We start from the raw sequence: 14,201 nt of genomic DNA on the forward strand, positions 1-14,201 counted from the left end.
TGTCCGCTGTTGCGTTATAATTCCCCTGATTCCACAGATGGGCTGCTCCGGCAGCCCTTTTGCAGTTCATCATTTCTGTCTGCCGTAGTGGTGGGCGGTTCAAGGAGTAATCATGTCTGATGTGAAAAAGGTCGTGCTGGCCTATTCGGGTGGTCTGGATACCTCGATTATCCTGAAGTGGCTGGAAGATACCTATGGTTGTGAAGTGGTGACCTTCACTGCTGACCTGGGGCAGGGTGAAGAGCTGGAGCCGGCACGTGCCAAGGCTGAAAAAATGGGCGTGAAGGAAATTTACATCGAAGACCTGCGCGAAGAATTTGTACGCGACTATGTTTTCCCGATGTTCCGTGCCAACACTATCTATGAAGGTGAGTACTTGCTGGGTACTTCCATTGCCCGGCCGCTGATTGCCAAGCGTCTGGTGGAGATTGCCAATCAGACCGGCGCCGATGCCATTTCCCACGGTGCCACCGGGAAGGGTAACGACCAGGTGCGTTTTGAGCTGGGTGCTTATGCCCTGAAACCGGGTGTGAAGGTGATTGCTCCCTGGCGTGAATGGGATCTGCTGTCTCGTGAAAAACTCATGGCTTATGCCAAAGAGCACGATATCCCGGTTGATTTTGCCAAGCAGGGCAAGAAGTCACCTTATTCCATGGATGCCAACCTGCTGCATATCTCCTACGAAGGTGGCATTCTGGAAGATCCCTGGGCCGAGCCGGAAGAAGACATGTGGCGCTGGAGTGTCAGCCCGGAAGCAGCACCGGACACCCCCACCTACATTGATCTGACCTATGAAAAGGGTGACATTGTTGCCATCGATGGCGAGCGCTTGAAGCCTCATGAAGTGCTGGAAAAACTGAACAAGCTGGGTGGTGCCAATGGTATCGGTCGTCTGGATATCGTGGAAAACCGCTATGTGGGCATGAAGTCTCGTGGTGCTTATGAAACACCCGGTGGCACCATCATGCTGAAAGCCCACCGTGCCATTGAATCCATCACCCTGGATCGTGAAGTGGCTCACCTGAAAGATGAGCTGATGCCACGTTATGCCGAGATGATTTATAACGGCTACTGGTGGAGCCCGGAGCGCAAACTCCTGCAAACCATCATTGATGAGTCGCAGGAAGTGGTGAACGGCAAGGTGCGTGTCAAACTCTACAAGGGCAATGTGATTCCGGTGGGTCGCGAGTCTGCCGACACCCTGTTTGATGAAAACATCGCCACTTTTGAAGATGATGCCGGTGCCTACAACCAGAAAGATGCTGAAGGCTTCATCAAGCTGAATGCCCTGCGCCTGCGCATTGCTGCCAACAAAGGCCGCAAACTGGGTTGATGCTTGCCCGGAGATGACTGAAACCCTGCTTCGGCAGGGTTTTTTTATTGGGTTTTCAGGCAACTGCGCACTAGAATAAAAACATCAACGTAAATTTCAAGGCGGGTTTGTATGGGGTTTTTGAGTCGGCTTTTTGGTGGTGGTGTGGCACAGGAAGTGATCCCGGAGCTTTATCAGGGGTACCAGATTTTTCCGGAGGCCAAAGCTGAAGGTGGGCACTTTCGAGTGTCAGGTCGTATTTGTTTGCCTCGTGAAGGTGATGAGCTTTTAACCCATCGTTTTGAGCGCTCAGACCTGCTGGGCAGTGCTGAAGAAGCCAATGCCCTGATGCTGCAAAAAGCGCAGCGCATGATTGATGAACAGGGGCAGGGCATTTTCCGCCGTTAAATGTTGAATACAGGGAGGTCTGATGCAGTTCCTATCGCGATCTTCGCCCTGGCGGCAACTCTTTCAGGACCCTGCAGCCATTGCCAATCCGCAGTGTATGGTGTTGCCTGCCTTGCAGGAGGTGTTTGCTGATTTCCCCCAACAGTTGCAGGCGGATTTGATCAAGCCCTGGCAGCAGCGCCTGGTGCGCTGCCTGCAGCAATTGGATTTGCCGGCTTGGCGGATCAGTCAGTTGATCAGCGACCATAATGACTGGTTGTATCGTCAGGCACTGGACTTGAGTCTGGCTGAAATGCGCAGTCATGGCTGGGGTGAGCCCCCCGTCAGCTTTTGTGTATTGCAGCTGGGTTCGGCTGCGCGTCATGAAAGCCTGCTCCGGCCTGATCAGGATAATGCCATGATTCTGGCAGATTATCCGGATGCCCGGCATCAGGAGGTTGACACCTGGTTTCAGCATCTGGGAGAAGGTTTTACCCATCGCCTCGATGAGTCAGGCATTCCACTCTGTAAGGGGCATGTCATGGCGCGTTGGCCGCTGTGGCGCAAACGGCTGGCTGAGTGGAAGGAGCAGATGCGTATCTGGACTGCCGGACGTATTGTGAAGCGGGTGCAGTTATCAAACATTCTGCTGGATTTTCGCCCGGTTTATGGTGAGTTTGCTCTGGCAGATGATTTTCGCCAGGACGTATTGGCGCTGATGCCTCGGGCACAGGGTTTTCTGCATGAAATGGCCGAATTGTTGAATGAAATTCCAGTGGCGCTGGATGCTTTTGATCGTCTGGTGAGTGATGGTGAAGATGCTCCCCATGCCCATGCGCTGAACCTGAAACGTTATGGCTTGTTACCGCTTCAATCAGCCGTGCGCCTGCTTTGCCTGTTACAGGGCGGCATACCGCAAGTGGCGACCCGTGACCGACTGTTGGCATTGGTTGCCACAGGCCAGCTGACGACTGCTGATGCCAGGGATCTCACCTGTGTGCTGGAGTCTCTCCAGTCATCATTGCTGCAGGCGCAGATGGCCAGTCTGGGGAGTGGCAGGCAGGCCGATGGCTGGATTGATCTGGAATTATTGAGTGAGCGAGAAAAAGTGCAATTAAAAGCGGATCTGAAGTTGATCCGGAATTTTGTACGCCGGGTGCGTAAACAGCTCCCGGCGTTGTCATCATGATTTAATGACGGTGCTGGTGCTGCATTTGCATGTGACGAACCGGCAGGTTCAGTTCAATCAGGCTGCCATCATCCAGCGTCAAGGTAATGTCAACCCGATCATCAGCAGTCAGGGGTTGTTTCAGGCCAATCAGCATCAGGTGCAGTCCGCCGGGTTTCAGGTGGGTCTGGCCACCGGCAGGAACCTCAATGCGATCCACGCGACGCATCTGCATGACCCCATCCACTTCCGTGTGGGTGTGCAGCTCCATAACCCTTGATGCCGGGCTGCTGACATCCACCAGTGCCAGATCCTTGTTGCCGTTGTTTTTCAGCAGCATAAAAGCGGCTGTCACTTCTGAAGTGGGGGGGACTGCCCGCACATAGGCCTGTTCAATCAAAAGGTCTGCAGCAGTCAGATTAAAGCTGAACAGGCTGATCGTCAGTAGCAGCAGGGCAGTGTATTTGTTTTTCATATTGGTGACTCCGGAATAAGGTTTAAAGATTGTTTTGCAGGGCCTGGCTCAGGGTTGCTGTCAACTGATTGCCGCTGATGGTATGTGGCAGTGTTGCGAGCAGGCGACCCTCATGAGTGACCAGATAGAAGTCGGAAGTATGATCCACGGTGTAACCCATGGCTGAATCCACTTCGGTATAACGGTAAAAGGCACCATAGGCACGGGCCAGTTCCTGTAAGGTTGATTCATCACCGGTCAGGCCAAGGATGCCGGCTTCAAAAAAATCAACGTAAGCAGCCAGCCGCTCAGGGGTGTCACGTTGCGGATCCACCGAGATAAAAATGGGCTGGATGTTAGCGCGCAGTTCTTCTGGCAGATTCTGCAGGGCACGAGCCATAAACATCATCGAAGCCGGGCAAATGTCCGGGCACCAGGTGTAACCGAAGTACACCAGAGCCAGTTGCCCTTCAAAATCACTCAGTGAGACTTCACCATCCCTGCTTTGCAGGGTGAAGGGTGCACCAGCAGGCTTGGATGCAAGGCCTGAGGTTGTGCTGGCCTTGTCGAGACCGGTTTGAATCTGGAAAAAGGCCAGCAGCAAAAGCAGCGCGCCACCTGCCAATAGCAGGGTGCGATTGATTTTCATGATCGAAAAACTCCTATCTGATCAGTTACAGCAAAGGATTCAGCTATTTGAACTGTCAGGCAGTAGCAGGAGGTGCGCGAGGTGCAGGAGGTAGGCTGGTGAACCTGGGAATATCAGGTGTTGTGAACCCGATTGGAAAAGTGGGGGTGGCAATAATTGGCGTGTTTACATCAAGGTTTGTTGTAAACAATGGATTGCCAAAACTGCAGGCTGGGCAGTGGCCGACTGGTTGTGCGGAGTCTACGGGGTTGCCATCTGCATCAAACAGTAGCTTCTGGCTGCCAGCACTTTGCCAGCTGCAGATTTCCACATAACCATTTTCATGCACCACCAGTGGTGGCATCGTAAACGGCAGCAGCACCCTCTGGCTGATCACGCCAAAGGCAAGTAGTAACAGCAGGGTATTCAGGATAGGGTGCTTACGTGCCATGCCAGATGTATCCGCTTAGAGTACTGGTAGCTTAGCAGAGTTTACCTGCACCGGCGAGGGTGCAGGCAGGGGCGTGGCAGGTATCAAATGCCGCAGATCAGATTTTGAAGTGTGCAGCGGTCTTTTGCAGTTCATGGGCCAGGCGAGCAATGCTACGACTGCTGTCTGCCGTTTGTTCTGAGGCGTCAGCCGTTTGATCGGCAGCTTCATTAATCCGGGTCAGATTAAGGTTCATCTCTTCAGCAACAGCACTTTGCTCTTCTGCAGCGCTGGCAATCTGGATGTTCATCTCGTTCATGTTGGAGATCAACTGGGTGATGTTGGACAGTGCCTTGCTGGCCTCATCGGCCTTGTCTACACCTTCGTGAGCACGATCCAGACTACGAGCCATGACACGGGAAGCATTGCCTGCTGCCTGTTGCAGATGAGCAATCATGGTGTTGATCTGGGTAGTGGAATCCTGGGTGCGACTGGCCAGGGTGCGAACTTCATCGGCCACTACAGCAAAACCACGACCTTGTTCACCGGCGCGTGCTGCTTCAATGGCAGCATTCAGTGCCAGCAGGTTGGTCTGTTCCGCAATGTCACGGATCACATCCACAACACTGCCAATCTTGTTGGCATCCTGAACAAGTTCCTGAATCACCCGTGCGGCATCTTCAACTTCCGCTGCCAGCTGATTCATGCTGCTGACACTTTCTGCCACCACATGACTGCCACGCTGGGCTTCGTCATCAGCATGATTGGCGCTTTCAGCAGCATTTTCAGCATGTTGGGCCACTTCGTGCACGGTGGCATTCATTTCGTTCATGGCTGTGGCAACCATGTCGGTTTCCTGTTTCTGTTGCTGCACGCTGTTACGTGCCTGTTCAGCAATAACCGAGCCCTTTTCTGATAACGCCCCCAGCTCGTGGCTACTTTGTAGCAGGCTGCCTACTGTGGTGCGTAACTGGTTACGGGCATTACGGAATTGCTGCAGGATAATGCCCAGTTCACCGCTGGCATCTTTAGGGTTGCCGGCAACACGCAGATCACCTTCGGACATCCGTGCGGCAAGTGAGGACAGGGCGTTAATGCCCTGGTTGATGGAGCGGATGACGTAGATTGCAAAAAACAGGGATAACAGGATGCCCAGTGCACCAGCCAGAACCAGTGACAGGGTCAGGCTTTGTGCCCGCTGCTGCATCAGTTCGTAGGCTTCTTCGGCACCTTCCAGCAGGCGGCTGCTCATGGCTGCCTGTGCTTGAGCGGAAGCAGTGAATAAGGGATTCACATACAGCAGAATCTGGGCATTGGCATTGTAATATTCACCAGCGGTCAACAGGTCCAGGGTGGGGTTGATGCCATCCTTGATGTATTCACGAAAGCGCACTTCCAGTTCATCGGCCAGGCGGGCAGCCAGTGGACCACGAGGTTTGGTGCGAAAGGAAGCCCACAAGCGCTCCACTTCACGCACATTGCTGCGAACCCGGTCCGTGTGCATGCTGGTGGGGTGGTCGTGGTCATTTGCAAAGGGGCTGGTGGGGTCGTGCTGAATGGCCAGCAACAGGTGGGCACGGGACTCCTCCAGCAGTGCTCCGATACGTTCTACCTCATAAAGTGGCACCATACGGTTGTGATAGTTCTCACTGTACTGTGCTTGTTTGTAGGCAAAACCACTCCAGGCAAAACTGATGATGGCTATGACCACCAGAACAAACATGACCACCAGAAGCCGTAACAGGTTACGGATTGAGCTTAATCCTCGTGCATTTGCAACTGACATCTTCCAACCCCTGTAATTATTAAATGTTCCTGAAACACACCGGTTTGCAACTGTCTGGTATCATCCGGTTTTCCAGCAGTTGAATGGGCACGGCACGTTATTTTGCACTTGCTCAGGGCATTATCTCAGGGATACAGAAAATTAACAATCAGGTTACATTTGTGTTTCGTGAGGTGCTTGCAGCTTCGGTAACTCAATCACCAGGCGTGCACCGCTCAGGAAGTGAGGCCCTTCAACCCATAAGCGCCCCCCCAGATGAGCAATGATACCGCGACTGATGGGTAACCCGAGCCCGGTGCCACGGGGGCGACCGCTGGGTGTCTGTCCTTGTTGCTGAATCTGGTGGAATTTTTCAAAAACCTTTTCACGCTCCTCTTCGGCGATGCCGTTGCCATTGTCTTCGACCGCCAGTTGCCAGTTTTTGCCATGAGCCTCCAGCTGCATCAATACTTCCCCCCGGGTTGAATCAGCAAATTTGCTGGCATTGTCCAGCAGGTTGATGATGACCTGTTGCAAACGGTCGGGATCAGCCATCACCCAGGCTTCCTGATCGGGTAACCGCAGCTTCAAGGTGACCTGGCGTTCCTCATAAAGCTGGGTGATGGCATCAGTGGAGTCACGCGCCAGTTGGGAGAGGTTAACAACCTGTGGATTCAGGCGCATGCGTCCGGATTCGAGTCTGGCCAGATCCAGGATTTCTTCAATCAGCCGTGACAGGCGTTCACTTTCCTTGACAATCACCCCCAGAAAGTGATTTTTCTGCTCCACCATAATGTCCGGGCTATCACGCAGGATTTCTGCAAAAGCCCGTATTGAGGTCAGTGGTGTGCGTAATTCGTGGCTGACCATGGCCACAAACTCATCTTTCAGGCGATCCAGCTCACGCAGACGTTCATTGGCGGCACGCAGTTCTTCACCGATACGAGCCAGTTCTGCTGACTTCTGTTCCAGGCGGCGGTTGTATTCCAGGGTCTGGGTGGTGGTGTCCAGAATACTGAGCACCGCCTCCAGGTCCAGGGCTTCACCGCGCACGACTGAGTTAATGAGTACCCGTGCAGAGGCGCTGCCCAATGCACCGGTGAGGGCTTGTTCGGCCTGGGTGATCAGGCCGGGTGGAGCAATGGATTCATCCCGTGCATTACTGGATTGTCGGCCATCATGGCGCTCAAAAACCCGGTGGGTGGCTGCCTGCCCCAGGTAGCGGTTGAGTAGTTGATAGAGTTCACCACGGGTGGTCTGACCCAGCCACAAGGGAGTCTGCATTACATCGGGTCGCAAGGCTTCAGTAAACAGTGCGGCCTGAGTCTGCTCCAGTCGACTCTGGCGAGTGAACAGGGAAACTCCGGCCAGAAGACCAACATTAACCAGCATGCTCCAGAACAGCGCGTGGGTGTAGATGTCCCAGCCTTCCAACCCGAACAGGGCATAGGGTTTCAGCCAGGCAACACCCCAGGGACCGGCTTCAATCAACCCCGGTGCCAGCCAGCCGGACTGTACAAAGCCTGGTAGCAGCAGGGTGTAGGCCCAGACCAGAAAACCACCGATTAATCCGGCTGCAGCACCTTTGCCGTTGGCACCTCGCCAATACAGTCCCAGTAACAGTGCCGGAGCAAACTGGGCGGCAGCAGCAAAGGATACCAGTCCGATGGTGACCAGGCTGTAGGAGTCACCGATCAGGGCGTGGTAAAGATAACCCAGCAGCAGGATCAGAATGATGGCCACCCGGCGGATTCCCAGCAGCCAGCCACTGAGGTTGCGGCCTGGATCCAGGTGTAACCAGTTCCAGCGCAGCAGTAGTGGCATGACCAGGTGGTTGCTGACCATGGTGGAGAGTGCAATGGTTTCGACGATCACCATGCCAGTGGCTGCAGAGAGGCCACCGATGAAGACAATTAATGGCAGTAACTCCAGTCCGGCTGCCAGGGGGAGTGTCAGTACAAAGCTGTCCGGCTCCTGGGCGGCAGGCCCGAGCAATAAGCCAGCCAGCGCCACCGGGATCACAAACAGGTTGATGGCCACCAGGTAAAGTGGAAAGGTCCAACTGGCGCGCTTGATGTGACGTTCATCGACATTTTCCACCACCAGCACCTGAAACTGTCGCGGCAGGGTGATGAAGGCCAGGGTGGCCAGCACCAGTGTGCCAACCCAGCCCAGTGCCTGGCCAGGTACAGCGCTGAGCCCAAGGCTGCCCACCAGGTCCGGTCTTGCTGCCGCCTGACTGAACAGGTCCAGTGGTCCTTGATACAGCCAGAACACCACAAAAAAGCCCAGTATCAGAAAAGCCATCAGTTTGATGATGGATTCAAAGGCAATGGCAGCCACCATGCCTTCATGGCGTTCACTGGCATCCAGGTGTCGAGTACCAAACAGGATAATGAAAATAGCCAGCACCAATGCCACCCACAGGGATTTATCCAGCCAGAAGGTCTCCTGGGCCAGAGTCTGGATGGGTGGAGTCGGATAACCTGTCAGCACGGCGTGGCTGAAGGTGATGGCTTTCAGTTGCAGGGCGATGTAGGGCATGATGCCGATCACTGCAATCAGTGTCACCAGTACACCCAGACGAACGCTCTTGCCATAGCGGGCACTGATGAAATCTGCAATGGAAGTGATTTTCTGGGCACGGGCGATACGGACCATCTTGCGGATCATGAACCAGCCCAGCAGCATGGCCAGTGTTGGACCCAGATAAATCAACAGGAAACTGGGACCGGTTTCAGCGGCTCGGCCCACACTGCCATAAAAAGTCCAGGCGGTGCAGTAAACTGCAATTGACAGGGTGTAAACCAGGGGGGAGTTGATGATTGAGCGCCCTTGCTCAGAGCGTTTGTCACCCCAGGCGGCAATCAAAAACAGGATGGCCAGATAACCGAAAGCAAAGGCCAGTGAGACCAGTTCAGTTCTCATGGTCCCGCTCCAGAATCCAGGCTGCGAGAGCAATGATGCCCAGCCAGGCAATAAAAATGTAGAAAGGAAGAATCGACAGGCCGGAATGACCAGGACGATCAAACAGCAGCAGAATGGGTGGCAGAAATAACAGCAGAGCCAGTAGCGTCAGGCCAATCAGGCGTGAACCTGTGGTTGAAGCTTTCATGCTGCCTCCTTTCCGGTCTGCATCCGGACCTGGGGTCAGATCAGTGGGTTGTTCATTTTTTGCCACGGTTTTCGACTTCAGCCTGCAACATCAATGCATCATTCAAGGTGTGGATGCCTCGTGCTTCTAATCTGGGCAAGAGCGCCAACAGCAACTCTGCCGTGACCCGTGCATCCCCTAAAGCAGTATGGCGTGTTCCCGGTGGAAAGGTGAGCTGGAATCTTTCTGCCAGTTCATCCAGGCCATGCCCTTCTTGTTGCGGGTCTACACCACGTGATAACAGCAGGGTGTCCAGGATGGGCATGTCAAAACTCAGACCACTGCCTTCCAGTGTGACGGCCAGCAGGTCAAAGGATGCATTGTGTGCCACCAGCACCCCATTACCAACAAACTCACGAAAACGCGGCAGAACCACACTGGCGGGAGGGCTTTTTTCCACATCAGCGTCTGTCAGGCCATGAATGCGGGTGCTGGCTGGCGGAATGGCGCGACCGGGATTGACCTTCTGATCAAATACCTCCTGAGCCAGGAGGCGACCATTGATGATGCGGCAGCCGCCAATACTGATGATGCGATCACCATCACGAAGATTAAGGCCAGTGGTTTCGGTATCAAATACCACCATTTCCAGCTGATTAAGGGGCAGTGCACGTAATTCAATACTGGGTGGTGGCAGATCAGCAATGCTGAAATCATGAAACTCCGGGCGTGCACCGACCTGCGGCAAGGGTGGGTAGACCCGCCTGGCTGCAGGTAAAGGCATGCGCAGCCTGGCATGCAGGTCATCAGCATCAGTAAGGCTCCACCAGTCGCTGGAATGGCGGCGCAAAATATCGCCCAGGCGAGGTGACAGTGCTTCATCGGCAATGGGCATATCATTCCACTGCTGCAGTTGTCGCAGGCTCAAGGGTTCACCCTGCCAGATCAGATCCAGGTAGACCCGGTTGTTACCCAGTTGAATTTCGGCTTCAAAATCTTGCAGGCCGGTATGTTGGTTGAGCAAGAGCAGCAGGCGTTGCAGCAGTGCCAGCAGGCCGGGGCTGTCAGCACGCAACCAGAGAGGAATGCCGATGGGGGTGAGGGTGAGCCCCTGTTCTTCCAGGCCGGGCTTGAGTGCTTGCCAGATATCATTCGACCAGGTGTCACTCAGTTGCCCCTGATCCAGCTGCAGGGTTTCCAGTAGTTGTGCCAGTTCACCGATCAGGTTGCTGAGCGCCTGGCTGTCTTCATGCATGGCCGTTTGCAGGCGTTGATCCAGTTCCGGCGTGGTACCGCCACTGCTGAGGATTTCACCGGCAGTTGCCAGATTGGCGGCATGTCCTCGCAGCGCAGGTAGCAGGCTGGCCATGGGTTTACGCCAGCGCTGATCGGATTTCTGGCGTTCAGTGGCATCTTCCAGTGTCAGTAATGCTTCGCCCTGACTGGCCAGCACACGACGCAGGTCACAGAGATACCAGCGTCCCTGATGAGGTAGCAATAATTGCCGGGCACTGCCATCACGGGGTAAATGGCGCAAGGCGTCTTTCAAGCTTGGGGCAGGCAATAATTCTTCCAGACGACGACCGAGTCCCAGTGCCGGATTGTCCGCAAAGAGTTCTTCGGCGGCCGGATTAAAAAGCAACAGGCGTTGATGGCGATCACAGAGTAACAGTGGGACTTTGAGTACTTGCAGCAGGGCTTCCAGTTCCTGGCGGATGCGTGCAGCATCTTTGGCTCCTTGCATGCGTGCTTCACCCAGCAGGGCGCGATCCTGGCGCCAACCCTGGCGTAATCGCTGTAAATCGGGTTGCAGAGACTCCAGCCAACCCTCCGGCGGGTAATCATCCAGAGCATCCGGGTTACTGACCAGGCGTGCCAGTTGTACCTGCAGGTGGCGTAGAGGTTTAAAAAGGCTGCCTTCCAGCAGCACGCCCAGCAGCAGCAATAACATGCCGGAGGAAAGTGAGGCGGCCCAGATGACCAGGCGGGTCGCTGCATCGGGCTTTATCTGTGCATCCAGCCAGAGTGCACAGAAGATCCCGGCAAACAGCAGAATACCGGTTGCCAGCATCCAGATTCCCAGCAGCTTCTGTCGCTGTGGCATGCATCACTCTCCTTGTGACTGCTGTTGTTCCTGCAACAGGTTTTTGACCTTTTCGACCAGTTCCCGCGTGGAAAAGGGTTTGGTGATGTAATCATCAGCACCCAGCGCCATACCCTTTTCGCGCTCAACCTCGCGGCCGTGTGCAGTTAGCATCACAATCGGTAGTTTGCTGTAACGGGCTTCAGCCCTCAGCGCTTCCAGCACTTCAAAACCGCTGATGCCCGGCAGACTGATATCCAGCAGAATAAGATCCGGGGGTACAGCATGGACTTTTTGCAGTGCCGTTTCCCCATCTGCCGCAGTATCCACCTGAAACCCTGCCTGCTGCATCAGGAACTCCAGTGACAGTACGATGTTCGGCTCGTCATCAACCACCAGAACCCGGGGCATGGTGCATCTCCTGTAATTTTGGTTTTGTTTTCCTGAGTCTAGTGGTTACTGCAGTTCCTGCAACCAGACCAAGGGTGTAAGATACCGATTTTTCAGGATAACCCGGAGATTTTTAACTTGTTATTGCATCTGTTGGCGGTGGCAGTGGGGTTGATATTACTGGTCTGGAGTGCTGACCGTTTTGTGGTGGGTGCCTGTGTCACTGCTGAGCGTATCGGTGTACCGGTGCTGGTGATTGGCATGCTGTTAATGGGGTTTGGTACCTCCGCCCCGGAAATGCTGGTGTCTCTGCAAGCTTCACTGGATGACAACCCCGGGTTAGCCGTCGGTAATGCGCTGGGCTCCAATATTACCAATATTGCTTTGATTCTGGGTTTAACAGCCTTGTTACGCCCGGTGGTGGTTGGCTCTACCCTGATTAAGCGTGAGCTACCCATTTTGCTGTTGATCACCTTGTTAGCCAGCGCACTGCTTTTTAATCTGCAGCTGGTGTTCTGGAAAGGTCTGGTGCTTTTGCTGGCGCTGGTAGCGTTTATTGGTTACAGCTGGTGGCTGGCACAGCAGGGTAAAAGTGATGCACTGCTGGATGAAGTGAACGAAGTATTGCAACCAATGAGTCAGGCGCGGGCTGTATTCTGGTTGTTGCTGGGCTTGCTGGTGCTGGTGGTCAGTGCCCGGTTGTTGGTCTGGGGTGCGGTTGCTATCGCGCAAACCCTGGGTGTCAGTGATTTGGTCATCGGACTGACGCTGGTGGCCATAGGCACCAGTCTGCCCGAGTTGGCGGCCAGTATCGCTGCCGCCCGTCGCAATCAGGCGGACCTGGTGATCGGTAATGTGATCGGTTCAAACATCTTTAACTTGCTGGCGGTACTGCCGATTCCCGCCTTGCTGGTGGTTGGCTCTCTGGACCCTGCGCTGGTGTGGCGTGATTTGCCGGTGATGCTGGGTCTGACGCTGTTGTTGCTGGTGTTTGCAATCGGGCGTCAATGGCAGGGGCGCATCAATCGTTACGAAGGTGTGGCCCTGCTGATGTGTTTTGTGGGCTACCAGTGGTGGCTGTTCGGTTGAATCTGTCGGGCAGTTGCTTAGATAAAGGTGATGCCCACGGCAAACAGCTGCTCCACTTCGCGAATCTTGCGCTTGTCAACCAGGAACAGGATGACCTGGTCGCCGGAGCGGATCACCAGATCGTCATGGGCAATCAATACTTCCTTTTCCCGCACCAGTGCGCCAATGGTGACACCTTCCGGCAGTATAATCTGCTCAATGGCACGGCCCACTATTTTTGAGCTTTTTTCGTCTCCAATGGCCACTGCTTCAATGGCTTCAGCAGCGCCGCGGCGCAGTGAGTGGACATTTTTGACCTGACCGCGACGGATGTGGGTCAGCAGGCTGCCGATGGTGGCCAGTTGGGGTGAAAAAGCGATATCCACTTCACCGCCCTGTACCAGATCAACATAAGCGGCATTGTTGATCAGGGTCATGACCTTGCCTGCCCCCATGCGTTTGGCCAGCATGGAGGACATGATGTTGACTTCATCGTCATTGGTTACCGCACAGAAGATATCGGCATCCTCGATGCTTTCTTCCTGCAGCAGGTTCTTGTCGGTGGCAGTACCGTTGAGTACCACTGTACGTTCCAGCTTGTCAGCCAGTTCCGTACAGCGTTGTGGCGAGTATTCAATCAGTTTGACCTGGTACTCATGCTCCAGGCTTTCTGCCAGACGCTCACCAATGTTGCCGCCACCGGCAATCACAATGCGCTTGTAGCTGTGGTCAACCCGACGCATTTCACTCATTACTGCGCGAATGTCCTGACGAGCGGCTAGAAAGAATACTTCGTCATCCACCTGGATCACTGTATTGCCCTTGGGAATCAGTGCCTGATTCTGCCGATAAATGGCAGCCACGCGAGTGTCTACATTGGGGATGTGCTGGCGCAAGGCTGACAGCTCCTGACCAATCAGCGGGCCGCCATGGTGGGCTCGAACGGCCACCAACTGCACCAGGCCACCGGCAAAATCCAGCACCTGCAGTGCACCGGGATATTCAATCAGGCGGCGAATGTGGTTGGTCACCACCTGCTCGGGGCTGATTAATACGTCGATATCAAAACCGCGTTCGGTACGAAACAATCCCTTGCGTGACAGGTAGGCTGCTGAGCGTACGCGGGCTATTTTGGTGGGGGTGTTGAATAGTGCATGAGCCACCTGGCAGGCCACCATGTTGACCTCATCCGAGTTGGTCACGGCAATCAGCATGTCTGCATCTTCACAACCTGCCTGACGCAGCACTGCAGGGAAGGAGGCCTTGCCTTGAATGATGCGGATATCCAGCTTGTTCTGCAGATCCCGCAGGCGGTTGGGATCACTGTCCACTACGGTGATGTCGTTTTCTTCCCCGGCAAGGTTTTCAGCCAGGGTGCCACCCACCTGACCAGCACCGAGAATGATGATTTTCATCGTAAAA

At 54.6% G+C, this 14,201-nt stretch carries 13 protein-coding genes; 4 read left to right on the forward strand and 9 right to left on the reverse strand.

What is annotated here, in order from left to right:
- The first annotated feature begins 112 nt into the window (after positions 1 to 112).
- The 3 genes from BT114_RS02900 (at position 113) to BT114_RS02910 (ending at position 2,888) form a co-directional block, all read left to right on the forward strand.
- Entirely contained in the window at positions 113 to 1,333 is a 1,221-nt protein-coding gene (locus BT114_RS02900) for an argininosuccinate synthase (protein WP_072324780.1), read from the forward strand.
- Positions 1,334 to 1,444: 111 nt separating this feature from the next.
- The gene (locus tag BT114_RS02905) at positions 1,445 to 1,720 is read left to right on the forward strand and encodes an HlyU family transcriptional regulator (protein WP_072324781.1); all 276 of its coding nucleotides are present in this window, start codon (positions 1,445 to 1,447) and stop codon (positions 1,718 to 1,720) included.
- Positions 1,721 to 1,742: 22 nt separating this feature from the next.
- On the forward strand, positions 1,743 to 2,888 hold the full coding sequence (locus tag BT114_RS02910; RefSeq protein ID WP_072324782.1) for a DUF294 nucleotidyltransferase-like domain-containing protein: 1,146 nt from the start codon (positions 1,743 to 1,745) through the stop codon (positions 2,886 to 2,888).
- A gap of 1 nt (position 2,889) precedes the next feature.
- Here the strand turns inward: BT114_RS02910 and BT114_RS02915 are convergent, their stop codons facing one another.
- The 8 genes from BT114_RS02915 to BT114_RS02950 form a co-directional block, all read right to left on the reverse strand.
- Entirely contained in the window at positions 2,890 to 3,342 is a 453-nt protein-coding gene (locus BT114_RS02915; RefSeq protein WP_072324783.1) for a copper chaperone PCu(A)C, read from the reverse strand.
- 22 nt (positions 3,343 to 3,364) lie between these two features.
- Complete coding sequence (locus BT114_RS02920; RefSeq protein ID WP_072324784.1) at positions 3,365 to 3,970, reverse strand: SCO family protein; 606 nt, start codon at positions 3,968 to 3,970, stop codon at positions 3,365 to 3,367.
- A 55-nt stretch (positions 3,971 to 4,025) separates the two neighbouring features.
- Positions 4,026 to 4,400, reverse strand: coding sequence for a DUF2946 family protein (locus BT114_RS02925; RefSeq protein ID WP_072324785.1), 375 nt, complete (start codon positions 4,398 to 4,400; stop codon positions 4,026 to 4,028).
- Positions 4,401 to 4,497: 97 nt separating this feature from the next.
- On the reverse strand, positions 4,498 to 6,165 hold the full coding sequence (locus tag BT114_RS02930; protein WP_072324786.1) for a methyl-accepting chemotaxis protein: 1,668 nt from the start codon (positions 6,163 to 6,165) through the stop codon (positions 4,498 to 4,500).
- Between the two features lie 153 nt (positions 6,166 to 6,318).
- Entirely contained in the window at positions 6,319 to 9,072 is a 2,754-nt protein-coding gene (locus BT114_RS02935; RefSeq protein ID WP_072324787.1) for an ATP-binding protein, read from the reverse strand.
- On the reverse strand, positions 9,062 to 9,259 hold the full coding sequence (locus BT114_RS02940; RefSeq protein ID WP_072324897.1) for a hypothetical protein: 198 nt from the start codon (positions 9,257 to 9,259) through the stop codon (positions 9,062 to 9,064). Before BT114_RS02940 ends, BT114_RS02935 begins: the two co-directional genes overlap by 11 nt.
- A gap of 52 nt (positions 9,260 to 9,311) precedes the next feature.
- On the reverse strand, positions 9,312 to 11,342 hold the full coding sequence (locus BT114_RS02945) for a 3'-5' exonuclease (RefSeq protein ID WP_072324788.1): 2,031 nt from the start codon (positions 11,340 to 11,342) through the stop codon (positions 9,312 to 9,314).
- Positions 11,343 to 11,345: 3 nt separating this feature from the next.
- The gene (locus BT114_RS02950) at positions 11,346 to 11,732 is read right to left on the reverse strand and encodes a response regulator transcription factor (protein ID WP_072324789.1); all 387 of its coding nucleotides are present in this window, start codon (positions 11,730 to 11,732) and stop codon (positions 11,346 to 11,348) included.
- 117 nt (positions 11,733 to 11,849) lie between these two features.
- Here BT114_RS02950 and BT114_RS02955 point away from each other — a divergent pair, with 117 nt between their 5' ends.
- The gene (locus BT114_RS02955; RefSeq protein WP_072324790.1) at positions 11,850 to 12,800 is read left to right on the forward strand and encodes a calcium/sodium antiporter; all 951 of its coding nucleotides are present in this window, start codon (positions 11,850 to 11,852) and stop codon (positions 12,798 to 12,800) included.
- A gap of 17 nt (positions 12,801 to 12,817) precedes the next feature.
- On the opposite strand, the gene trkA is transcribed toward BT114_RS02955, so the two are convergent.
- On the reverse strand, positions 12,818 to 14,194 hold the full coding sequence (gene trkA, locus BT114_RS02960; RefSeq protein ID WP_072324791.1) for a Trk system potassium transporter TrkA: 1,377 nt from the start codon (positions 14,192 to 14,194) through the stop codon (positions 12,818 to 12,820).
- Positions 14,195 to 14,201 lie beyond the last annotated feature (7 nt).

The sequence above is a fragment of the Marinospirillum alkaliphilum DSM 21637 genome, from assembly GCF_900119735.1.
Classification (GTDB): Bacteria; Pseudomonadota; Gammaproteobacteria; order Pseudomonadales; family Halomonadaceae; genus Marinospirillum; species Marinospirillum alkaliphilum.